This window comes from Agromyces soli (assembly GCF_022811605.1).
Lineage (GTDB): Bacteria > Actinomycetota > Actinomycetes > Actinomycetales > Microbacteriaceae > Agromyces > Agromyces soli.
Genome location: NZ_CP094533.1, coordinates 2,841,694 through 2,864,415, shown reverse-complemented (window position 1 = coordinate 2,864,415; position 22,722 = coordinate 2,841,694). Strand labels below are relative to the sequence as shown.

15 protein-coding genes and 1 tRNA gene are annotated in these 22,722 nt (G+C 70.7%); 2 read left to right on the top strand and 14 right to left on the bottom strand.

From position 1 onward, the window contains the following. Positions 1-6: 6 nt before the first annotated feature. Both uvrB and coaE read right to left on the bottom strand, forming a co-directional pair. A complete protein-coding gene (uvrB, locus tag MTP13_RS13720; protein WP_189084938.1) occupies positions 7-2,073 on the bottom strand; it encodes an excinuclease ABC subunit UvrB in 2,067 nt (688 codons plus the stop codon). A gap of 72 nt (positions 2,074-2,145) precedes the next feature. Beyond that, a complete protein-coding gene (coaE, locus tag MTP13_RS13715; protein WP_243568274.1) occupies positions 2,146-2,757 on the bottom strand; it encodes a dephospho-CoA kinase in 612 nt (203 codons plus the stop codon). Positions 2,758-2,804: 47 nt separating this feature from the next. Here coaE and MTP13_RS13710 point away from each other — a divergent pair, with 47 nt between their 5' ends. After that, positions 2,805-3,410 (top strand): DUF4126 domain-containing protein, encoded by a 606-nt coding sequence (locus tag MTP13_RS13710; RefSeq protein ID WP_243568273.1) that lies wholly within the window; start codon positions 2,805-2,807, stop codon positions 3,408-3,410. A gap of 100 nt (positions 3,411-3,510) precedes the next feature. On the opposite strand, the gene rpsA is transcribed toward MTP13_RS13710, so the two are convergent. From rpsA to MTP13_RS13685, 5 genes are all read right to left on the bottom strand, one after another. Beyond that, on the bottom strand, positions 3,511-4,962 hold the full coding sequence (gene rpsA, locus MTP13_RS13705; RefSeq protein ID WP_189084935.1) for a 30S ribosomal protein S1: 1,452 nt from the start codon (positions 4,960-4,962) through the stop codon (positions 3,511-3,513). 108 nt (positions 4,963-5,070) lie between these two features. Next, positions 5,071-6,102, bottom strand: coding sequence for an epimerase (locus MTP13_RS13700; protein ID WP_243568272.1), 1,032 nt, complete (start codon positions 6,100-6,102; stop codon positions 5,071-5,073). Further along, positions 6,099-7,766: a DUF885 domain-containing protein gene (locus MTP13_RS13695; RefSeq protein WP_243568271.1), complete on the bottom strand. Its 1,668-nt coding sequence runs from the start codon at positions 7,764-7,766 to the stop codon at positions 6,099-6,101. Before MTP13_RS13695 ends, MTP13_RS13700 begins: the two co-directional genes overlap by 4 nt. Positions 7,767-7,845: 79 nt before the next feature. After that, the gene (polA, locus tag MTP13_RS13690) at positions 7,846-10,524 is read right to left on the bottom strand and encodes a DNA polymerase I (RefSeq protein ID WP_243568270.1); all 2,679 of its coding nucleotides are present in this window, start codon (positions 10,522-10,524) and stop codon (positions 7,846-7,848) included. Between the two features lie 155 nt (positions 10,525-10,679). Continuing rightward, a complete protein-coding gene (locus tag MTP13_RS13685; protein ID WP_189084931.1) occupies positions 10,680-11,285 on the bottom strand; it encodes an ANTAR domain-containing response regulator in 606 nt (201 codons plus the stop codon). A gap of 36 nt (positions 11,286-11,321) precedes the next feature. Here MTP13_RS13685 and MTP13_RS13680 point away from each other — a divergent pair. After that, positions 11,322-11,407 (top strand) — tRNA-Leu (locus MTP13_RS13680). 37 nt (positions 11,408-11,444) lie between these two features. Here MTP13_RS13680 and MTP13_RS13675 read toward each other — a convergent pair. From MTP13_RS13675 to trpB, 7 genes are all read right to left on the bottom strand, one after another. Continuing rightward, on the bottom strand, positions 11,445-11,912 hold the full coding sequence (locus MTP13_RS13675) for an SRPBCC family protein (RefSeq protein WP_243568269.1): 468 nt from the start codon (positions 11,910-11,912) through the stop codon (positions 11,445-11,447). A 94-nt stretch (positions 11,913-12,006) separates the two neighbouring features. Next, positions 12,007-13,422: a pyruvate kinase gene (pyk, locus tag MTP13_RS13670; RefSeq protein WP_243568268.1), complete on the bottom strand. Its 1,416-nt coding sequence runs from the start codon at positions 13,420-13,422 to the stop codon at positions 12,007-12,009. Positions 13,423-13,489: 67 nt separating this feature from the next. Beyond that, positions 13,490-14,947 carry a glutamate synthase subunit beta gene (locus tag MTP13_RS13665; RefSeq protein ID WP_243568267.1) on the bottom strand — a complete coding sequence of 486 codons (1,458 nt, stop codon included), beginning with the start codon at positions 14,945-14,947 and terminating at the stop codon, positions 13,490-13,492. 53 nt (positions 14,948-15,000) lie between these two features. Beyond that, the gene (gene gltB / locus MTP13_RS13660) at positions 15,001-19,575 is read right to left on the bottom strand and encodes a glutamate synthase large subunit (protein ID WP_243568266.1); all 4,575 of its coding nucleotides are present in this window, start codon (positions 19,573-19,575) and stop codon (positions 15,001-15,003) included. A 109-nt stretch (positions 19,576-19,684) separates the two neighbouring features. Then, positions 19,685-20,671 carry a prolipoprotein diacylglyceryl transferase gene (lgt, locus tag MTP13_RS13655; protein WP_243568265.1) on the bottom strand — a complete coding sequence of 329 codons (987 nt, stop codon included), beginning with the start codon at positions 20,669-20,671 and terminating at the stop codon, positions 19,685-19,687. A gap of 59 nt (positions 20,672-20,730) precedes the next feature. Continuing rightward, a complete protein-coding gene (trpA, locus tag MTP13_RS13650) occupies positions 20,731-21,516 on the bottom strand; it encodes a tryptophan synthase subunit alpha (RefSeq protein ID WP_243570837.1) in 786 nt (261 codons plus the stop codon). Further along, on the bottom strand, positions 21,516-22,721 hold the full coding sequence (trpB, locus tag MTP13_RS13645) for a tryptophan synthase subunit beta (protein WP_243568264.1): 1,206 nt from the start codon (positions 22,719-22,721) through the stop codon (positions 21,516-21,518). The genes trpA and trpB overlap by 1 nt, the downstream gene beginning before the upstream one ends. Between the last annotated feature and the right edge of the window lies 1 nt (position 22,722).

Sequence of the window (22,722 nt, the reverse complement as noted above, 5' to 3'; positions counted from 1 at the left end):
GTGCGCTCAGCCGAGATGCCCGGCCTTCTCCATCTGCCGCAGCTCGCGCTTGAGTTCGGAGACCTCGTCGCGCAGGCGTGCGGCGAGCTCGAACTTCAGCTCCCCCGCGGCCTCGAGCATCTGCCCGTTCAGGTCGCGGATGAGGCTCTCGAGGTCGTTCGCGCCCTCGGCGGCGATGCCCTCGCGACGCAGGTTCGGCACGGGCGAGGTCTTCTTCGCGTCACGGCCGGCGAGGAGGGCCGCGGTGTCGGCCTCCTCGCGCGCGAGCACCTGCGTGATGTCGGCGATGCGCTTGCGCAACGGCTGCGGATCGATGCCGTTGACCCGGTTGTACTCGATCTGCTTCTCGCGACGCCGGTTCGTCTCTTCGATGGCGTTCGTCATGGAGTCGGTCATGACGTCGGCGTACATGTGCACCTGGCCGGAGACGTTTCGCGCCGCACGGCCGATGGTCTGGATGAGCGACGTCGAGGAGCGCAGGAAGCCCTCCTTGTCGGCGTCGAGGATCGCGACGAGGGAGACCTCGGGAAGGTCGAGGCCCTCGCGCAGCAGGTTGATGCCGACGAGCACGTCGTAGACGCCGGCCCGGAGTTCGGTGAGCAGCTCGACGCGCCGGAGCGTGTCCACGTCGGAGTGCAGGTACCGCACCCGCACGCCGGCCTCGGTGAGGAAGTCGGTGAGCTCCTCGGCCATCTTCTTCGTGAGCGTCGTCACCAGGACGCGCTCGTCGCGCTCGGCGCGCACGCGAATCTCTTCGAGCAGGTCGTCGATCTGCCCCTTCGAGGGCTTCACCACGATCTCGGGGTCGACGAGGCCGGTCGGACGGATGATCTGCTCGACCACGCCGTCGGCGATGCCGAGCTCGTAGCGGCCCGGCGTCGCCGAGAGGTAGACCGACTGGCCGATGCGGTGCTTGAACTCGTCCCACTTCAGCGGGCGGTTGTCGAGCGCACTCGGGAGCCGGAATCCGTGCTCGACGAGCGTGCGCTTGCGCGAGGAATCGCCCTCGTACATGGCGCCGATCTGGGGAACGGTCACGTGCGACTCGTCGATCACGACGAGGAAGTCGTCGGGGAAGTAGTCGAGCAGGCAGTGCGGCGGCTCGCCCGCGGAACGCCCGTCGATGTGCCGCGAGTAGTTCTCGATGCCCGAGCAGAAGCCGATCTGCTCCATCATCTCGAGGTCGAAGGTGGTGCGCATGCGCAGCCGCTGCGCCTCGAGCAGCTTGCCCTCGCGCTCGAGCTCGACGAGCCGCTCGTCGAGCTCGTCGCGGATGGTGCCGATCGCCCGCTGCATGACGTCGGTCGAGGCGACGTAGTGCGAACCGGGGAACACCGGGACCGCGTCGAGCTTCTGGATGACCTGCCCGGTCAGCGGGTGCAGGCTGTAGAGCGCCTCGATCTCGTCGCCGAACATCTCGATGCGGATCGCGTGCTCTTCGTAGACCGGGATGATCTCGATCGTGTCGCCGCGCACTCGGAAGTTGCCGCGGGAGAAGTCGACGTCGTTGCGCTGGTACTGCATCGAGACGAACTTGCGGATCAGCCAGTCGCGGTCGACGCGCTGACCGACCTGCAGCGGCATCATCGCGTTCAGGTACTCTTCCGGCGTGCCGAGGCCGTAGATGCACGACACGGTGGAGACTACGACCACGTCGCGCCGGGAGAGCAGCGAGTTGGTCGTGGAGTGGCGCAGCCGCTCGACCTCGGCGTTGATCGAGGAGTCCTTCTCAATGAAGGTGTCGGTCTGCGGCACGTAGGCCTCTGGCTGGTAGTAGTCGTAGTACGAGACGAAGTACTCGACCGCGTTGTGCGGCATGAGCTCGCGGAACTCGTTCGCCAGCTGCGCGGCGAGGGTCTTGTTGTGCGCGAGCACGAGCGTCGGCCGCTGCACCTGCTCGATGAGCCACGCGGTCGTCGCCGACTTGCCGGTGCCGGTGGCACCGAGGAGCACGACGTCGGTCTCACCGGCGTTGATGCGGGCCGCGAGCTCGGCGATCGCCTGCGGCTGGTCGCCGCTCGGCTGATACTCGCTGACGACCTCGAACGGGCGCACGGAGCGGGTGGATTCCATGCCGTCAAGTCTAGGTTCGGCCACCGACACGACGGCCGGCTCGAGGCATCCCTTCGCGCAGGGCGAACCCGGTCAGCGCGCCGCGAGCTCCGAGGCGACCCGCGACCAGAGCGCGTCGGCCTGGCTCATGGTGTGGCCGAGCGAGCCGTCCGTGTCGATCACGACGTCGGCGACCTTCAGCCGAGCCTCGCGGTCGATCTGCGCGTCGACGCGCGCCTCGGCCTGGAGCGGATCGAGGCCGCGCTGCTCGACGAGTCGCTTCACCTGCGTGCGCTTCGGCGCGTCGGTGACGACGACGAGGTCGAAGGGGTGATCGACGTTCGCCTCGACGAGCAGCGGCACGTCGTAGACGACCACGGCGTCGGGGTTCTCGGCCTCGGCCTTGGCGATGAGGCGGCCGGAGAGCTCGCGCACCGCGGGGTGCACGATGGCGTTGAGCTTCGCCCGCGCGGCGTCGTCGCCGAAGACGATGCCGCCGAGGCGCTCCCGGTCGAGCGAGCCGTCGGTGCGGAGCACCTCGGGGCCGAACGTCTCGGCGATCGCCGCGAGCGCCGGAGTGCCGGGCTCGACGACCTTCCGCGCGAGCTGGTCGGCGTCGAGATGCACGGCGCCGTGCTCGTAGAGACGCCGGGCGACGGTGGACTTTCCGGATGCGATGCCGCCGGTGAGGCCGATCAGGTACACAGCCCCACTCTAGCCGTGCGAGACTCGTGCCGGCGGAAGGAGCCCGCATGCTGGAACTGCTGACGGCGACGGGGCTGGCGCTCGCGGCCGGCCTCAACGCGTGGATCCCGCTCGTGCTCCTCGGCGCCCTCGACCGGTTCACGGGCCTCGTCGAGCTCCCGCCCGCCTGGTCCTGGCTGGCGAACGAGTGGGTGCTGCTCGTCCTCGCGGTGCTGCTCGTCGTGGAGTTCCTGGCCGACAAGGTGCCGGGGCTGGACACCGTCAACGACGTCGTGCAGACGGTCGTGCGCCCGACCGCGGGCGGGATCGCCTTCGGGTCGGGCCTCGGCGCGACCACCGTCGCCGTCACCGACCCCGAGACCTTTTTCGCCTCGCAGCAGTGGGTGCCGATCGCCGTGGGCGTCGCGCTCGCGCTGCTCGTGCATCTGCTGAAGGCCGGCGCCCGCCCGATGCTGAATGCGGCGACCGCAGGCCTCGCCGCGCCGATCGCGAGCACGGCCGAGGATGCCGGCAGCGTGCTCATCGTCGTCGCGGCCGTGCTGGCGCCGATCCTCGTGCTGCTGGCGATCGCCGCCGCGGTCGCCGCGACGGTCTGGCTCGTCCGTCGTCGGCGTCGTCGACGCACGGCGGCGGCGCCCGACGCATCCGTCTGAACCGGACCCGGGAACCGGCCCGGCCCGAACCACGACCGGCCCGGAAACGGCGGAAGGCCGACTCCCGAGGGAGCCGGCCTTCCGGTGATCGCAGGAGCGATCAGTTGTTGCTCGAGAGCTTCTCGCGGAGCGCCGCGAGCGAAGCGTCGTCGGCGAGGGTGCCCGCGCCGGCGGTCTCGCTCGAGTAGGACGCGCCACCGGCCGAGAACGAGTCGTCGGCGGCCTGAGCGGCGAGCGAAGCAGCAACCTGCTTCTTGTGCGCCTCCCAGCGAGCCTGGGCGGCAGCGTAGTCCTGCTCCCACTTCTCGCGCTGGGCCTCGAAGCCTTCCTTCCACTCGTTCGTCTCGGGGTCGAAGCCCTCCGGGAACTTGTAGTTGCCCTGCTCGTCGTACTCGGTGAGCATGCCGTAGAGCGCCGGGTCGAACTCGGTGCCCTCGGGGTCGACGCCCTCGTTCGCCTGCTTCAGCGAGAGCGAGATGCGGCGACGCTCGAGGTCGATGTCGATGACCTTGACGAAGACCTCTTCGCCCACCGAGACGACCTGCTCGGCCAGCTCGACGTGCTTGCCCGACAGCTCCGAGATGTGCACGAGGCCCTCGATGCCGTCGGCGACGCGGACGAACGCACCGAACGGAACCAGCTTCGTGACCTTGCCCGGTGCGACCTGACCGATCGCGTGCGTGCGGGCGAAGACCTGCCAGGGGTCTTCCTGCGTCGCCTTGAGCGAGAGCGAGACGCGCTCGCGGTCGAGCTCGACGGAGAGCACCTCGACGGTGACCTCCTGGCCGACCTCGACGACCTCGCTGGCGTGCTCGATGTGCTTCCACGAGAGCTCGGAGACGTGCACGAGGCCGTCCACGCCGCCCAGGTCGACGAACGCACCGAAGTTGACGATCGACGAGATGACACCCTTGCGAATCTGGCCCGGGTGCAGGTTGGCGAGGAAGGTCGAGCGCGACTCCGACTGGGTCTGCTCGAGCAGCGCCCGGCGCGACAGGACCACGTTGTTGCGGTTCTTGTCGAGCTCGAGGATCTTCGCCTCGAGCTCCTGGCCGAGGTACGGGGTGAGGTCGCGCACGCGGCGGAGCTCGATGAGCGACGCCGGGAGGAAGCCGCGGAGGCCGATGTCGACGATCAGGCCGCCCTTGACGACCTCGATGACCGAACCGGTCACCACGCCGTCGGACTCCTTGATCTTCTCCACGTCGCCCCACGCGCGCTCGTACTGCGCACGCTTCTTCGACAGGATCAGGCGGCCTTCCTTGTCCTCCTTCTGGAGAACGAGGGCCTCGACGGTGTCGCCGACCTCGACGACCTCGCTGGGGTCGACGTCGTGCTTGATGGAAAGTTCACGCGAGGGGATGACACCCTCGGTCTTGTACCCGACGTCGAGGAGGACCTCGTCGCGGTCGATCTTGACGACAGTGCCCTCGATGAGGTCGCCGTCGTTGAAGAACTTGAGCGTCTTCTCGACCGCGGCGAGGAAATCGTCAGCAGATCCGATGTCGTTGATCGCGACCTGCTTGGGCGCCTTGGTCGTTGCGGTTGTCATGAAGTAAATGCTCCGAATGGACAATATCGGGCCCGTCGCGAAGGTAGAGCGTGTGTGTGTTCCGCGATGGGCATGCGGACAGGAATGTCACACGAGTGACATCCCATCCTAACCGATTTCGGATGAGCGGGGCAATGCGAGCGCCTCGCTCCCCCAGCGCGACCGGCGCACCGGGCCCCGCACGATCGAGCGCAGCGCCGGCTCGAGCTCGGGAAACGCGAATCGGAAGCCGGATGCCTCGAGCCGCTCGGGCAGCACCCGCCGGCTCTTCAGGACCAGCTCGGTCTCGGTGCCGATCATCGCGGCACCGAGCTCGAGCAGCCAGCGCGGCTGCGGGGCGCCGAAGGGGATGCCGACGACGCGGCGAAGGGTCGCCATCAGCTCCCGGTTCTGCACCGGGTTCGGCGAGCTCAGGTTCACCGGGCCATCGAGCGGGTGCAGCTCGAGGAAGTCGATCGCCCGGACCACGTCGTCGAGGTGGATCCAGCTGAACCACTGGCGCCCGCTCGTCCGGCGGAAGCGATGGGCCGTGCCGGCCGCTCGACGCGCCGCCGACACCGGCCAGCGGCCGTCGTACTGCGGCCCGCCCAGACCGAGCCGGGTCAGCCGGACCAGCGGTGCCAGCGCCCCGCCGCGACCGAGCACGATCGCCGTGCGCAGGGCGATCCGTCGGGTGCCGGGAAGCGCTCCGGCGAAGAGCTCGGCTTCCCAGGCCTCGGCGACCGCGACCGAGAAGCCCTCGCCGTGCTCGCCCGTCGCCTCGGTCATGGCTCGACCGTCGGCGTGCCGGTAGATCGTCGCGGTCGAGGAGTTCGCCCAGACGGCGGGCGGGTGCTCCGCCCGCCCGATCGCCGCGCGCAGCGCAGCGGTGGTCTCCAGCCGGGAGCGCACGATCTCTGCGCGGTTCGCCGCGGTGTACCGGCAGTCGACGCTCCTGCCGGAGAGGCCGATCACGAGCGCCGCGCCGTCGACCGCTCTCGCGATGCCGTCGGCATCGTGCCACGCCACGTCGGCGTCGCCCCGGCCGATGGTCAGGAGCTCGCGGCCCGCGCGACGCGCACGCGCGACGAGCGCCCGGCCGAGGAAGCCGGACGCTCCCCCGATCACGACGCGGCCGCCGCGGCCGGGCTCGGCCGTCACCCGAGCAGTGCCGAACGCAGGGTGTCGAGCCCGACGCCGCCGAGCGCGAGCGCCCGACTGTGGAAGCGACGGATGTCGAAGTCGGCGCCCTCGCGGCGGCGGAGCTCGTCGCGCAGCTGCTCCCAGATGCGCTGCCCCACCTTGTAGGACGGCGCCTGCCCCGGCCAGCCGAGGTACCGATTGACCTCGAAGGTGACGAAGCCGTCGTTCATCGCGACGTTGCGCCCCATGAATTCGAAGGCGTACTCGCCGGTCCACACGCCCTGGCCGTCCAGGCGCTGCTTGCCGAGGTGCACGCCGATGTCGAGCACGACCCGGGCCGCGCGCATCCGCTGCCCGTCGAGCATGCCCAGCCGGTCGGCCGGGTCGTCGAGGTAGCCGAGCTCCTCCATGAGGCGCTCAGCGTAGAGCGCCCAGCCCTCGGCGTGCCCGGAGGTGCCGGCCAGCTGCCGGCGCCAGAGGTTCAGCGTGCCGCGGTTCACGACCGCCTGGCCGATCTGCAGGTGGTGTCCCGGGACGCCCTCGTGGTAGACGGTCGTGAGTTCGCGCCAGGTGTCGAACTCGGTGACGCCCTCGGGCACCGACCACCACATCCGCCCGGGCCTGGAGAAGTCGTCGGTGGGACCGGTGTAGTAGATGCCGCCCTCCTGGGTCGGCGCGATCATGCACTCGAGGGTGCGGATCTCCTCGGGGATGTCGAACTGGCTCGCGCCGAGCTCCGCCACCGCGCGGTCGCTCGTCTCCTGCATCCAGCGCTGCAGCGCCTCGGTGCCGACGAGCTTGCGGCTCGGGTCGGCCTCGAGCGCGGCGATCGCCTCGCGGACCCCGCCGCCCGGTACGATCTCGCGCGCGATCGACTCCTGCTCGGCGACCATCCGGGCGAGCTCCTCGATGCCCCACTCGTACGTCTCGTCGAGGTCGACGACCGCGCCGAGGAACTGCCGGGACTGCAGCGCGTAGATCTCGCGGCCCACCCCGTCGGCCTGGCCAGCGGCCGGCGCAAGCTCGCCCTCGAGGAACTCAGCGAGCCCGCGGTACGCCTCGGCCGCGGCGCCCGCCGCGCGCCCGAGGTCCTGCTGCAGGGAAGCCGGCAACGCGGCTCCGTCGGCGTTCGCCGAGGACGCGAAGTCCGCGAAGAAGCCGTCGCTGGCCGCGGTGCGGCGCGCCTGCGCGGCGACCTCCCGCACCTGGCGGACGGCGGGCACCACCCCGCGGCGGATGCCCTCGCGCAGGGTCTCGGCGTAGCCGGCGATCGCCTCGGGCACCGCGGCGAGGCGGGTCGCGATCCGTGACCAGTCGTCGACGGATGCGGTCGGCATCAGGTCGAACACCTCGCGGATCTCCTGCGCCGGGCTCGCGATGACGTTCAGGTCGCGAAGGTGCAGCTCGGCGGCGTCGCGCGCGAGCGCGAGCTCCAGCTCGCTGCCCAGGTCGTCGCGGGTGACCCGGTCCACCTCGTCGGCGACCGGCGCGGCCCGCAGTGCGGACAGCGCAGCCCGCGTCGCCTCGCTCGCCCGTTCGTGGCCCGCCGGCGAGTAGTCGGGCAGCCGGTCGTCGGCCTCCGTGCGGCCGATGTAGGTGCCGACGGTCGGGTCGAGGTCGACGAGCGTGTCGACCCAGCCCTCCGCGAGGCGATCGATCTCGGTCTGCGCGCGTTCTGCCATGGGCCGAGCCTAGCCGCCGCCCGGCCGACCGCGCAGGCAGCGACACCCGGACGGGCGCCCGGGCGTCGCCGTGCGCGGCTCAGTGCGCGGCGTCGTCCCAGTTCGCGCCGCGCCCGACCTGCACGTCGAGGGGGACGAGCAGCTCGGCCGCGTTCGCCATGCGGGTGCGCACGATGCCCTCGAGCTCGTCGCTCTCGCCGGCGGCGACCTCGAAGATGAGCTCGTCGTGCACCTGCAGCAGCATGCGCGAGGCGAGCCTGCGCTCGCGCGCGTCGCGTTCGATGCCGGTCATGGCGACCTTGATGATGTCGGCGGCCGAGCCCTGGATCGGCGAGTTGAGCGCGGCCCGCTCGGCGTTCTCGCGCAGCACCCGGTTCGGGCTGTTCAGATCGGGGAACGGGCGGCGGCGACCGAAGATCGTCTCGGTGTAGCCGTCGATCTTCGCCTGCTCGACGACGCCGCGGAGGTAGTCGCGCACGGCGCCGAAACGCTCGAAGTAGTCCTTCATCAGCTGCGTCGCCTCGGAACGGTCGATGCGCAGCTGCTTGGACAGGCCGAAGGCGCTGAGACCGTACGCGAGACCGTAGGACATCGCCTTGACCTTGGTGCGCATGAGCGGGGTCACGTCGGCCGGGTCGACCGAGAAGATGCGCGCGCCGACGAAGCGGTGCAGGTCTTCGCCCGCGTTGAACGCCTCGATCAGTCCGGCGTCGCCGGAGAGGTGCGCCATGATGCGCATCTCGATCTGCGAGTAGTCGGCCGTCAGCAGCTCGGTGTACTTGGCGCCGTGACGGAACGCGACGCGGATGCGGCGGCCGTCTTCGGTGCGGATCGGGATGTTCTGCAGGTTCGGGTCGTTCGACGACATGCGGCCCGTGGCCGCGCCGATCTGGCCGTACGTGGTGTGGATGCGCGCGTCGGCGGCGATGGACTTGTCGAGCGACTCGACGATCTGCCGGAGCTTCGTGGCGTCGCGGTGCTCGAGGAGCAGACCGAGGAACGGATGCGGGTTGGACTCCTGGAGGTCGGCGAGGGCTCCCGCGTCGGTCGTGTAGCCCGTCTTCGTGGCACGGGTCTTCGGCATGCCCAGCTGGTCGAAGAGCACCTCCTGCAGCTGCTTCGGCGAGCCGAGGTTCACCTCGCGGCCGATCTCGGCGTAGGCCGCTGCGGCGAGCCCCGCGGCCCGCTCCCCCAGTTCGGCCGACAGCGCGGCGAGGGCGTCGTGATCGACCGCGACGCCGCGCAGCTCCATCGCGGCGAGCACCGGGACGAGCGGCATCTCGATCTCGGCCAGCACGCGGCGCGGGCCTTCGTCGAGCGCGGCGAGCACGAGCGGGGCGAGCCGCACCGTGTACCAGGCGAACTCGGGCGCACCGGAGTCGCTGCCCTCTTCGGGGACGAGCTGGGAGGGGTCGCCGACGGGCACGGTCTCGCCGAGGTACCGGTCGACGAGCTCGATCAGGTTCTTCTCGGTGAGGTTCGGTCGCACGAGCCAGGCCGCGAGCAGCGGATCGACGACGAGTCCGTCGATGGAGAGCCCGCCGCGGATGAGCGCCTTCAGCTGCGCCTTCGCGTCGGTCATGATCTTGGGCGCGTCGCTCGCGAGCCAGGCCTCGAAGGGGCCGAACTCGGCACGCCCCGCCTGCCACGGCAGCTCGATCGACGAGTCGGCCGTGGCGATGCCGATCGTCGCCACCTCGCCGCCGGCGGTCTCGACGTGCAGCCCGAGCCCCGCGGGCGCCGCCTGCTGCGCCTGCTGCAGCCAGGCCGCCAACTCCTCGCCCACGGGCCGCGCGGGTGTCGGTGCCGCGACGGCGGGCTCGCGCTCGACCGGTGCGGCGGCCGCGCGCGGGCCCCCGTTCGTCTCGCCGCGGGCGATCTTCATGACGCGGTCGAGCAGGGTCTTGAACTCGAGCCGGCCGAAGAGCTCGTGCACCGCGTCTTCGTCGATCGGTCGGGCCTCGAGATCGGCCAGCTCGAGCTCGAGCTCGACGTCGGTGACGAGCCGATTGAGTTTGCGGTTGCGGATCGCGTTCTCGCGCTCGCGGCGCAGATTGTCGCCGACGACGCCCTTGATCTCGTCGATGTGGTCGAGGATGCCCTGCAGGTCGCCGTAGAGCTTCAGCCACTTGACCGCGGTCTTCTCGCCGACTTTCGTGATGCCGGGCAGGTTGTCGCTCGTCTCCCCGACGAGCGCGGCGATCTCGGGGTACTGGTGGGGCGGCACGCCGTAGCGCTCGACGACCGCCTCGGGGTCGTAGCGCTTCAGCTGCGACACGCCCTGGGTGTTCGGGTACAGCAGCGTGACGTCGTCGTTCACGAGCTGGATGGTGTCGCGGTCGCCGGAGACGAGCAGCACGCGGTAGCCCTCGGCCTGGCCCCGGGCGGCGAGCGTCGCGAGGATGTCGTCGGCCTCGAAGTCGTCCTTCTCGAGCGTCGTGATGCTGAGGGCCTTCAGCGCCTCCTGCAGGATCGGCACCTGCCCCTTGAACTCGATCGGCGTCTCGCCGCGGTTGCCCTTGTACTCCTCGTACTCGCGGGTGCGGAACGAGACCCGCGACTTGTCGAAGGCGACGGCCAGGTGCGTCGGCTTCTCGTTCTGCAGCAGCAGGAGCAGCATCGAGAGGAAGCCGTGGATGGCGTTCGTGTGCTGCCCGTCACGGGTCTGGAAGCTGTCGACCGGCAGGGCGTAGAAGGCTCGGAAGGCCAGCGAGTGGCCGTCGACGACGAGGAGGGTGGGCTTTGCTGCGTCCGTCACTCGGACAGCCTACAAGCGGCCGCCGACACCCGACGTCCGTCGTCCGCGCGGCGCAGCGGCGTGCACCGGGAAACGGCGGATGCCCCGTCGGCGCACGGCCGGCGGGGCATCCTGAGTCGGAGGGAACGCCGGGCCGTCGGCCGGGCGTTCGGGCGTCACTTCTTGGCGGAGAGCTGCTCGATGATCGCCTGCGAGACATCGCGCATGGTGAGGCGGCGGTCCATCGAGGCCTTCTGGATCCAGCGGAACGCCTCGGGCTCGGTGAGGCCCATCTTCTCGTTCAGCAGGCCCTTCGCGCGGTCGACGAGCTTGCGGGTCTCGAAGCGCTCGACGAGGTCGCCGACCTCAGCCTCGAGCGCGATGATCTGCGCGTGGCGGGCCAGGGCGATCTCGATCGCGGGCAGCAGGTCGTTCGGGGTGAACGGCTTCACGACGTAGGCGAGGGCACCGGCCTCGCTGGCGCGCTCGACGAGCTCCTTCTGGCTGAACGCGGTGAGCAGCACGACCGGGGCGATGTGCCCCTTCGAGAGCCGCTCGGCGGCCGAGATGCCGTCCAGCTGCGGCATCTTCACGTCCATGATGACCAGGTCGGGCCGCAGCTCCGTGGCGAGCTGCACGGCGGTCTCGCCGTCACCCGCCTCGCCGACGACCTCGTAGCCGTTGTCCCGCAGGATCTCGACGATGTCGAGGCGGATGAGCGACTCGTCTTCGGCCACGACCACGCGACGCGGTGCGGGCTGGGTTGATTCGGTGTCAGTCACGCCAGAAAGCCTACGGTATTCTGAGCGAGGCCTCTGGCCGGTGTGGCGGAATGGCAGACGCGGAGCACTCAAAATGCTTTGCCCGAAAGGGCGTGTGGGTTCGACCCCCACCACCGGCACCAGTGTGCGACCGCCCGCCCGCCGGGCGCGTCGCGCGGCTCAGTCGAGGTCGGCGGCGGCGCGTTCCGCGGCGGCGGCGACGTGCCGGTTGCGCTCGTCGAAGAGCCGCAGCAGATGCCGGCGGAGCACGGGCTCGACGAGGCGCCCGAGCGGCCCGAACGGCGCCCGGAACACCACGTGGTCGCGCATCAGCGTGCCGCCCTCGAGCGACTCGAAGCGGTGCTCGTGGCGGAAGAGCGCGAACGGTCCGCGAAGCTGCTCGTCGACGAATCGGCTCGGCCGCTCGTACGCCGTGATCCGGCTCGTCATCCGGAAGCGGACGCCGAAGTGCCGTGCGCGCCAGGTGACCTGCTCCCCCGGCCCGATGCGCCCTGAGGTGACGCCGGCGATCGCTCGCTCGCCGCTCGAGCGCATCGACTCGAGATGGAGGTCGATGTCGCACGAGGCGTCGAACGCCGCCGCGGGCGGGGCCGCGATGCGGGTGGCGCACTCGAACTCGACGGTCACGGCGCCATCCTCGCATGGCCCGCGGGCCGATCGCGTCCAGCGCGTGCAGCGGCGGCCCGATCCGAGGGATCGGGCCGCCGCAGCGCCGTCGGGGTTAGAGGACCTCGCCGACCTTGTGCACGCGCACGTCGTTCGTGGTGCCGGGGATGCCGGGAGGGGAACCGGAGACGATGACGACCGTCTCGCCCTCCTCGGCCCGACCCGACTTCGCGAGCGCCTCGTCGACCTGCTCGACCATCTGGTCGGTGTGGGTGACGCGCTCGACGACGAAGGTGTCGACGCCCCAGTAGAGCGCCATGCGACGGCGGATGGCCTGATCCGGCGTGAACGCGAGGATCGGGATGTCGCTGCGCAGGCGCGCCATGCGGCGCGCGGAATCGCCCGACTCGGTGAAGACGCACAGGTACTTCGCGTCGACGAAGTCGGCCACCTCGACCGCGGCCGCCGTGATGGCGCCGGACTGGGTGCGCGGCTTCGTGCCGAGCGGGGGCACGCGCTCGAGCCCGTGCTTCTCGGTCGACTCGACGATGCGCGCCATGGTCTGCACCGTGATGACGGGGTACTCGCCCACGCTCGTCTCGCCCGACAGCATGACCGCGTCGGCGCCGTCGAGCACGGCGTTCGCGACGTCGCTCGTCTCCGCGCGCGTCGGCACGGGGCTGTGGATCATCGACTCGAGCATCTGCGTCGCGACGATCACCGGCTTCGCGAGACGACGGGCGATCTCGACCGCCCGCTTCTGCACGATCGGCACGGCCTCGAGCGGCAGCTCCACGCCGAGGTCGCCGCGGGCGACCATGATGGCGTCGAAGGCCTCGATGATGCCCTCGAGGTGATCGACCGCCTGTGGCTTCTCGATCTTCGCGATGACGGGCACGCGACGGCCGACCTCGTCCATGATCTCGTGCACGCGGACGATGTCGTCGGCGTTGCGCACGAAGGAGAGGGCGATCAGGTCGGCGCCGAGCTCGAGGCCCCAGCGCAGATCGGCCTCGTCCTTCTCGGACAGCGCCGGCACGTTCACCGCGACGCCGGGCAGGTTGATGCCCTTGTTGTTCGAGACCGGGCCGGCGACGATGACCTTGGTGGTCACGACCACGCCGTCCGTCTCGACGACCTGCACTCGGACCTTGCCGTCGTCGATCAGCAGGAAGTCGCCGGGGGCGACATCCTGCGGCAGGCCCTTGAAGGTCGTGCCGACGAGCTCCTTGGTGCCCACGACGTCCTCCGTCGTGATCTTGAAGATGTCGCCCTCGGCGAGCTCGTAGGGTCCGCCCTCGAACTTGCCGAGTCGGATCTTCGGGCCCTGGAGGTCGACCAGCACCGCCACGGCGCGACCGGAGTCGTTGGCCGCCTTGCGGACGTTCTGGTAAACGGCCTCGTGCACGTCGTACGTGCCGTGGCTCAGGTTCATGCGGGCGACGTCGACGCCCGCATCGATGATCGCTCGGATCTGTTCATAGCTCGATGTCGCCGGCCCGAGGGTGGCGACGATCTTCGCTCGTCTCATATTCGTATGTGCTCCCAGGTGTTCCGCGCGAACGCGGTGCGGTGCCGGCGGCTCGCGCCGCCGACGCTCAGACGGAGAAGGCGCGAGCCGTCGCAGCGATCGGGCTCGGCAATCTCGTGTCTCCTTCAAGGTACCGGTCGACGGCCGCCGCCGCCGCCCGGCCCTCGGCGATCGCCCACACGATGAGCGACTGGCCGCGACCCGCGTCGCCGGCGATGAAGACCCCCGGCTGCTCGGTCGCGTACTGCGCGTCGCGGGCGAGGGCGCCGCGGTCGGTGACGTCGAGCTCGAGCTGCGGCTGGATGGTCTCGGTCTCGGGGCCGGTGAAGCCGAGGGCGAGCAGCACGAGGTCCGCCGGGATCTCCCGCTCGGTGCCCGACTTCGGCACCCGGCGTCCGTCGACGAACTCGGTCTCGGCCACGCGCACGGCGCGGAGCTCGCCCGCCTCGTTCGCGAGGAACTCGACGGTCGACACGAGGTACTCGCGCGTGCCGCCCTCCTCGTGCGCGCTCTGCATCTCGAACAGGGTCGGATGCATCGGCCACGGCTGGCCCGAGCTGCGCACCTCGCCCGGCTGGCGGCCGATCGCGAGGTTCGTCACGCTCAGCGCGCCCTGACGGTGGGCCGTGCCGATGCAGTCGGCGCCGGTGTCGCCGCCGCCGAGCACGACGACGTGCTTGCCCTCCGCGCTGATCTGGTCGAAGACCGGGTCGCCGGCGGCGGCTCGATTGCCCTGCACGAGGTACTCCATGGCGAAGTGCACGCCGGGGAGGTCGCGTCCGGGGATCGGCAGGTCGCGGGGCACCATCGCACCCGTCGCGACCACGACGGCGTCGTAGCGCGACCGCAGCTCGTCCCAGCCGATGTCCGTGCCGATGTCGACCCCGGCGCGGAAGCGCGTGCCCTCGGCCGTCATCTGCGCGAGTCGCTGGTCGAGGTGGCGCTTCTCCATCTTGAAGTCCGGGATGCCGTACCGGAGCAGGCCACCGATTCGGTCGTCGCGCTCGAAGACCGCGACGGTGTGCCCGGCGCGGGTGAGCTGCTGCGCGGCGGCGAGGCCCGCGGGGCCCGAGCCGACGACGGCGACCGTCTTGCCGGTGAGCCGGCCGGGCGGCTGCGGCTGCACCCAGCCGTTGCCGAAGGCCTGGTCGATGATCGAGACCTCGACCTGCTTGATCGTGACCGCGGGCTGGTTGATGCCGAGCACGCAGGCCGACTCGCACGGGGCCGGGCAGAGCCGGCCCGTGAACTCCGGGAAGTTGTTCGTGGCGTGCAGTCGCTCGATGGCGGCGCGACCCTCGCCGCGCCACATGAGGTCGTTCCACTCGGGGATCAGGTTGCCGAGCGGGCAGCCCTGGTGGCAGAACGGGACGCCGCAGTCCATGCAGCGACCGGCCTGCCGACGCAGCTGGGCGGAGTCGCCCGGCTCGTAGACCTCTTTCCAGTCCATGATCCGCACCGGAACGGGGCGCCGCTTGGGCAGCTCCCGCTCGGTGACCTTCAGAAAGCCCTTCGGGTCAGCCACCCGTCACCTCCATACCGCTCGTGTTGCCGTTCGGATTCGTGCTCGAGATCGCCTCAGCCACCCGTCACCTCCAGGATGCGGGTCCAGACCACGTCGCCGTCGGGGTCGAGCCCCTCGTCGACGGCGCTCTGCCGCGTCTGCAGCACGGCCGCGTAATCGCGCGGCAGCACCTTGGTGAAGCGGTCGAAGGCGCCCTCGCCCGCTTGGAGGAGGGATTCCGCGACCGCGGAGCCCGTCTCGGCGAGGTGCTGCTCGAGCAGGTCGCGCACGATCTCACGGTCGGCGGAACCGAGCGCCAGGAGCTCCAGTTCGCCGCTCGCGAGGGACTCGCGGTTCACCAGGGCCTCGTCGAGGCCGAGCACGTATGCCGTGCCGCCCGACATGCCCGCGCCGAGGTTGCGTCCGGTGTCGCCGAGGATGAGTGCGAGCCCGCCCGTCATGTACTCGAGCGCGTGGTCGCCCACGCCCTCGACGACGGCGGTGGCGCCGGAGTTGCGCACGAGGAAGCGCTCGCCCACGATGCCGCGGATGAACATGCTGCCCTGGGTCGCCCCGTAGCCGATCACGTTGCCGGCGATGACGTTCCGCTCGGCGGCGAAGCTCGCCGTCGGTGCGGGGCGCACGACGATGCGTCCGCCCGAGAGCCCCTTGCCGACGTAGTCGTTCGAGTCGCCCTCGAGCCGCAGCGTGATGCCGGCCGGGAGGAAGGCGCCGAGCGACTGCCCGGCGGAGCCGGACAGCGTGATCTCGATGGCCCCCTCGGGGAGGCCGTTGGCGCCGTGCCGGGCGGTGACCTCGTGGCCGAGCATCGTGCCGACGGCCCGCTCGGTGTTCTTGATCGGCAGTTCGATCTCGACGTGGCCGCCCTGCTCGAGCACCTGGCGGGCCCGGGCGATCAGCTCGTTGTCGAAGTGCTCGTCGAGCTCGTGGTCCTGCGCGCGCCCGTGCTTGCGCGGTTCGGCGTCGGCGAAGTCCGGGCCGATGAGCACGGGGGTGAGGTCGAGGCCCGAGGCCTTCCAGTGCGAGACCGCCCGGTCGACGTCGAGGAGCTCGCGCCGGCCGATGATCTCGTCGATGGAGCGGAAGCCGAGCGCGGCGAGGTGCTCCCGCACCTCCTCCGCGATGAACTCGAAGAAGTTCACGACGAACTCGGGCTTGCCGGTGAAGCGCTTGCGCAGCTCCGGATTCTGCGTCGCGACGCCGACGGGGCAGGTGTCGAGGTGGCAGACGCGCATCATGATGCATCCTTCGACCACGAGCGGCGCGGTGGCGAAGCCGAACTCCTCGGCCCCGAGCAGGGCGCCGATGATGACGTCCCGCCCGGTCTTCAGCTGCCCGTCGACCTGGACCACGACCCGGTCGCGCATGCCGTTCAGCATGAGCGTCTGCTGCGTCTCGGCGAGGCCGAGCTCCCAGGGAGTGCCGGCGTGCTTCAGCGAGTTCAAGGGGCTCGCGCCGGTGCCGCCGTCGTGGCCGGACACCAGGATGACGTCGGCGAGGGCCTTGGCCGTGCCGGCGGCGACCGCGCCGATGCCCGACTGGCTCACGAGCTTCACGTGCACGCGCGCCTTCGGGTTCGCCCGCTTCAGGTCGAAGATGAGCTGCTTCAGGTCCTCGATCGAGTAGATGTCGTGGTGCGGCGGCGGCGAGATCAGGCCGACGCCCGCGGTCGCGTGCCGCGTGCGGGCGACCCACGGGTACACCTTCGTGGGCGGCAGTTGACCGCCCTCGCCCGGCTTCGCGCCCTGGGCGAGCTTGATCTGGATGTCGTCGGCGTGCGTGAGGTACATGCTCGTCACGCCGAATCGGCCGGAGGCGACCTGCTTGATCGCGCTGCGCCGCTCGGGGTCGAGCAGCCGGTCGAGGTCCTCGCCGCCCTCCCCCGTGTTCGACTTCGCGCCGAGCCGGTTCATCGCGACGGCGAGCGTCTCGTGCGCCTCCTTCGAGATCGAGCCGTAGCTCATCGCTCCGGTGGAGAAGCGCTTCACGATCGACGACACCGGCTCGACCTCGTCGAGCGGCACCGGCGGGCGCACCCCGCTGCGGAGGGCGAACAGGCCGCGGAGCGTCATGAGCTCCTCGGCCTGCGAGTCGACGAGATCGGTGTACTCCCGGAACACGTCGTAGCGACGGTTGCGGGTGGAGTGCTGCAGGCGGAACACGGTCTCGGGGTTGAAGAGGTGCGGCGAGCCGTCGCGGCGCCACTGGTACTCGCCGCCCGTCGCGAGCCGCTCGTGCGCGCGCACGGCGACGTCCTCCGGGTACGCCTCCGTGTGCCGGGTGAGGTTCTCGGCCGCGATCACGTCGATGCCGATGCCGCCGAGCTTCGAGGTCGTGCCCGTGAAGTACTCGTCGATGAACTCCTGCGACAGGCCGATCGCCTCGAAGGCCTGCGCCCCCGCGTACGAGGCGATGGTCGAGATGCCCATCTTCGACATGATCTTCAGCACGCCCTTGCCGAGCGCCTTGATCACGTTGTGCACCGCGTCCTCGGGGCTCACCCCGGAGATCACGCCGGAGCGCACGAGGTCCTCGCACGTCTCCATCGCGAGGTACGGGTTCACCGCGGAGGCGCCGTAGCCGATGAGGAGCGCGACGTGGTGCACCTCGCGCACGTCGCCGGCCTCGACGATGAGCCCCACGCGCATCCGCGTCTCCGCGCGGATCAGGTGGTGGTGCACCGTCGAGAGCATGAGCAGCGACGGGATCGGCGCGAGGTCCTTGTTGGAGTCACGGTCGCTCAGCACGATGAAGGACGCGCCCTCGACGATCGCCTCGTCGACCTCGCGGCAGATGGCGGCCAGCCGGTCGCGCATCGCGTCGGGGCCTTCGTCGAAGCGGTACGTGCCGCGGATCGTGACGGTCGTGCGCGAGCCCGGCGTCGGGTCGATGTGCACGATCTTCGCGAGCTCGTCGTTGTCGATCACGGGGAAGTCGAGCGAAACCTGCCTGGCGTGCTCGGGCCCCGCCGTCAGCAGGTTGCGCTCCGGGCCGAGTCCGGTGCCGAGCGAGGTCACGACCGCCTCGCGGATCGAGTCGAGCGGCGGGTTCGTGACCTGCGCGAACTGCTGGGTGAAGTAGTCGAAGAGCAGGCGCGGACGCTGCGCGAGCACCGCGATCGGGGTGTCGGAGCCCATCGCCCCGAGCGGCTCCTGCCCGGTGCGCGCCATCGGCGCGAGCAGGATCTTCACCTCTTCCTCGGTGTAGCCGAAGGTGCGCTGGCGACGGTTCACCGAGGCCGGCGGGTGCACGATGTGCTCGCGCTCGGGGAGCTCGGCCAGCCGGATGCGGCTCTCGTCGAGCCACTCGCCCCACGGCTGGGCCGCGGCGAGCTCGCGCTTGATCTCGTCGTCCTCGATCAGGCGGCCGGCCTCGGTGTCGACGAGGAACATGCGGCCCGGCTGCAGGCGTCCCTTGCGGACGACCCGCGAGGGCTCGATGTCGAGCACGCCGATCTCGCTCGCCAGCACGACGAGGCCGTCGTCGGTCACGAGATAGCGGCCCGGGCGCAGGCCGTTGCGGTCGAGGGTCGCACCGACCAGGGAGCCGTCGGTGAAGACGATCGCCGCGGGGCCGTCCCACGGCTCCATGAGCATCGAGTGGTACTCGTAGAACGCGCGGCGCTCGGCATCCATGCCGGCCTGGTTCTCCCAGGCCTCGGGCACCATCATCATGACCGCGTGCGGGAGGCTGCGCCCCGAGAGGGTGAGCAGCTCGACGACCTCGTCGAACGACGCGGAGTCGCTCGCGCCCGGGGTCACGATCGGCAGGATCGGGTCGAGCTCGCCGAGCAGCTCGGACTCGAGCTGCGACTGGCGGGCCCGCATCCAGTTGCGGTTGCCCTGGATCGTGTTGATCTCGCCGTTGTGCGCGATCATGCGGAACGGCTGCGCGAGCGGCCACGACGGGAAGGTGTTCGTCGAGTAGCGCGAGTGCACGAGCGCCAGCTTCGACGCGAAGCGCTCGTCGGAGAGGTCGGGGTAGAACGGCTCGAGCTGGAGCGTCGTGACCATGCCCTTGTAGACCAGGGTGCGCGCCGACAGCGAGGCGAAGTACAGCTCCAGCTCCCGCTCGGCGCGCTTGCGCAGCCGGAAGGTGAGCCGGTCGAGCGCGATGCCGGCGACGGCCGGCGCCCCCTCGGCGTTCGCCGCGCGCACGTAGAGCTGCTGCACGGCGGGCATCGCCTGACGGGCGAGCGTGCCGAGCTGCTCGGGGCGCACGGGCACCTCGCGCCAGCCGAGAACCGTCAGACCCTCCTCCGCAGCGAGCCGGGCGAGCGACTGCTTGATGCGGCTGCGCGAGGTCGGGTCGACCGGGAGGAAGGCGTTGCCGACCGCGTACTCGCCCGCCGCAGGCAGCGGGAACTCGGTCACCGCCCGCAGGAACTCGTCGGGGATCTGCGTGATGATGCCAGCGCCGTCACCGGTGCCGGCGTCGGAGCCGATAGCCCCGCGGTGCTCCAGGTGACGCAGCGCGTCGAGCGCCGCGGTGATGATGTCGTGCCCGGCGGTGCCGCGCAGCGTCGCGACCATCGCGAGCCCGCAGGCGTCTTTCTCGGCGGCTGGGTCGTACAGGCCCTGTGCGGCCGGCACGGTGCCGAACCGCGAGAAGGGAGGGGTGAGCGACACGGGAACCGTCCTCTCAGCAAGCGGAAAAGGAGGGGACGCCGTCGGCCCTTCGCAAGGGATCTGCACGGCACGAGGTGCGGCGCCGCTGCGGGAGAACGGGGACTGACTCCTAGACGGAGGACGAGCGGCCTGGGCTTGTGGCGGCCGACTCAGGGGCGTTCTCGGACTCGACGCCGTCGTCGAGCGAGTCCGATTCGGACTCGATTTCGTCAGAGTCTACAACAGCATCGGGCCGCTGCCATTCACGGCCCGGCGCGTAGACGCTCGGCTCCAGTCCGGTGTGCCGACGCGACTGCACGATCAGCAGGAGCACGCCGATCACGACGGCCGCGAAGGACGCCCACACGTTCGAGCGGATGCCGAGGAGCATCTCGCTCGGGTCGACGCGGATGGACTCCAGGAACGCGCGGCCCAGGCCGTACCAGATGAGGTACATCGCGAAGGCCTTGCCCCAGCGGAGGCCGCCCTTGCGCTCGAGCAGCAGGATGACCGCGACACCGGCGAGGTTCCAGATGATCTCGTAGAGGAACGTCGGGTGGAACAGCGTGCCCTCGGGCAGGCCCTGCGGCCACGCCGGGTTGGAGTACTCGATCTCGAGGCCCCAGGGCAGGTCGGTCGGCGAGCCGAACAGCTCGTGGTTGAACCAGTTGCCGAGCCGGCCGACGGCCTGGGCCACGAGGAGGCCGGGCGCGAGCGCGTCCGCGAAGGAGAGGAAGCGCAGGCCCGTGATGCGGCAGGCGATGAGCACGCCGATCGCGCCGCCGATGAGCGCGCCGTAGATGGCGTTGCCGCCCTCCCAGATCGCGAAGATCTTCCACCACTCCTGGCCGGCGAAGTAGTCGTTCGGGTGGGTGAAGACGTGGTAGAACCGGGCGCCGATGATGCCGAGCGGCACCGCCCAGAGCGCGATGTCGAGCACGATGCCCGGCTCGGCGCCGCGCTTCGTGAGTCGGCGCGAGGTGATGATGACCGCGAGGATGATGCCGAGCAGGATCCACAGCGCGTAGGTGTGGATGTCGAGCCGCCACCCGAAGAGGTTGAGCTCGAAGACCTGCCACGAGTAGTCCGGGCTCGGGATGCTGAACGGTGCGATCACGCCGTCGACTGCCTTTCGTCAGGTGGTGCGGCCGCCACGGCGGCCCACACGAGCGTACTTCACTGCGGGCGCGTGCCGCGCGCGAGCTCGGCCGCGAGCCGGCCGGCGGCCTCGGCGCCGCCCTCGGCGACCGCCGCGACGAGCGCGGAGCCGACGATGGCGCCCTCGGCGTACTCGAGCACCTCGGCGACCTGCGCCGCGGTCGAGATGCCGACGCCGACGCAGGCCGCCTCGGCGCCTGCGTCGTGCAGGCGTGAGACCAGGGTGCGGGCGGCGCGATCGACGTCGGAGCGCGCGCCCGTGATGCCCATCGTCGAGACGGCGTAGACGAAGCCGCGGCTCGCCTCGACGGTCTTCGCGAGCCGGGCGTCGGTCGAAGTCGGCGCGGCGAGGAACACCCGGTCGAGGCCGGTGCGCTCGGTGGCGGCGAGCCAGTCGGCTCCCTCGTCGGGGATCAGATCGGGGGTGATGAGCCCGGCTCCCCCGGCGGCGGCGAGCTCGTCGGCGAAACGGTCGACTCCGTACTGCACGACGGGGTTCCAGTAGGTCATGATCAGCACCGGGGCATCCGTGCGCTCCGTGATGCGGCGCACCGCCTCGAAGCCGTCCGCGATGCGGAAGCCGTTCTGCAGCGCCTGCTGCGTCGCGGCCTGGATGACCGGTCCGTCCATGACGGGGTCGGAGTACGGCAGCCCGAGTTCGAGCACGTCGACACCGTTCTCGACGAGCGCCACGGCCGCCTCGACGCTCTCGTCGAGCGTCGGGAAGCCCACCGGCAGGTAGCCGATGAGCGCGCCGCCCGCCTCGCGATTGCGCCGGGCGATGACCTCGCCGACCGTCCGCATCACGCCTGCTCCCCGTCGTAGAGGCCGAAGTACTCCGCGGCCGTGTCCATGTCCTTGTCGCCGCGGCCCGAGAGGTTCACCAGGATGACGGCGTCCGGGCCGAGCTCGCGGCCGAGCTCCAGGGCGCCCGCGAGCGCGTGCGCCGATTCGATCGCCGGGATGATGCCCTCGGTCCGGGTGAGCAGTCGCAGCGCCTGCATGGCGGCGGCATCGGTGACCGGGCGGTACTCGGCCCGGCCGAGCGCCGCGAGCCACGAGTGCTCCGGGCCCACGCCCGGGTAGTCGAGGCCGGCGGAGATCGAGTGCGACTCGATGGTCTGGCCGTCCTCGTCCTGCAGCAGGTAGCTGCGCGCGCCGTGCAGCACGCCGGGGCGGCCCTTCGTGATCGTCGCCGCGTGCCGGGGCGTCTCGGCCCCCTCGCCGCCGGCCTCGAAGCCGATCAGCCGCACGTCGACGTCGTCGAGGAAGGCGTGGAAGATGCCGATCGCGTTCGAGCCGCCGCCCACGCACGCCGCCACCGCGGTCGGCAGGGCACCGGTCAGCTCGAGCATCTGCGCCCGCGCCTCCTCGCCGATGATCTTCTGGAAGTCGCGCACCATCTCCGGGAAGGGGTGCGGGCCGGCGACCGTGCCGAAGACGTAGTTCGTCGTCTCGACGTTCGTGACCCAGTCGCGCATCGCGTCGTTGATCGCGTCCTTCAGGGTGCGCGAGCCGGTCTTCACGGCCACGACCTCGGCGCCGAGCAGGCGCATGCGGGCGACGTTCAGCGCCTGGCGCTCGGTGTCGACCTCGCCCATGTAGATCGTGCAGTCGAGGCCGAACAGCGCGGCAGCGGTCGCGGTCGCGACGCCGTGCTGGCCCGCCCCGGTCTCGGCGATGACGCGCGGCTTGCCGATGCGCTTGGTGAGCAGCGCCTGGCCGAGCACGTTGTTGATCTTGTGCGAACCCGTGTGGTTCAGGTCCTCGCGCTTCAGGATGATGCGGGCGCCGCCCGCGTGCTCCGCGAAGCGGGGCGCCTCGGTGATGATCGAGGGGCGGCCGGTGTAGCTGCGCCCGAGCTCGGCGAGCTCCTCGTGGAAGGCCGGGTCGAGCTTCGCGAGCTCGTACGCATCGGAGAGCTCGTCGAGGGCGGCGACGAGGGACTCGGGCACGAACCGCCCGCCGAAGTCGCCGAAGTACGGACCGTGGGCGTCTCGGAGCGCCATG

Excerpts from the sequence above, each read along its gene's own strand:
- rpsA (WP_189084935.1), bottom strand. The coding sequence starts at position 4,962 with ATGACAACCGCAACGACCAAGGCGCCCAAGCAGGTCGCGATCAACGAC.
- uvrB (WP_189084938.1), bottom strand. The coding sequence starts at position 2,073 with ATGGAATCCACCCGCTCCGTGCGCCCGTTCGAGGTCGTCAGCGAGTAT.
- MTP13_RS13695 (WP_243568271.1), bottom strand. The coding sequence starts at position 7,766 with ATGGCAGAACGCGCGCAGACCGAGATCGATCGCCTCGCGGAGGGCTGG.
- pyk (WP_243568268.1), bottom strand. The coding sequence starts at position 13,422 with ATGAGACGAGCGAAGATCGTCGCCACCCTCGGGCCGGCGACATCGAGC.
- trpB (WP_243568264.1), bottom strand. The coding sequence starts at position 22,721 with ATGGCGCTCCGAGACGCCCACGGTCCGTACTTCGGCGACTTCGGCGGG.
- trpA (WP_243570837.1), bottom strand. The coding sequence starts at position 21,516 with ATGCGGACGGTCGGCGAGGTCATCGCCCGGCGCAATCGCGAGGCGGGC.
- MTP13_RS13710 (WP_243568273.1), top strand. The coding sequence starts at position 2,805 with ATGCTGGAACTGCTGACGGCGACGGGGCTGGCGCTCGCGGCCGGCCTC.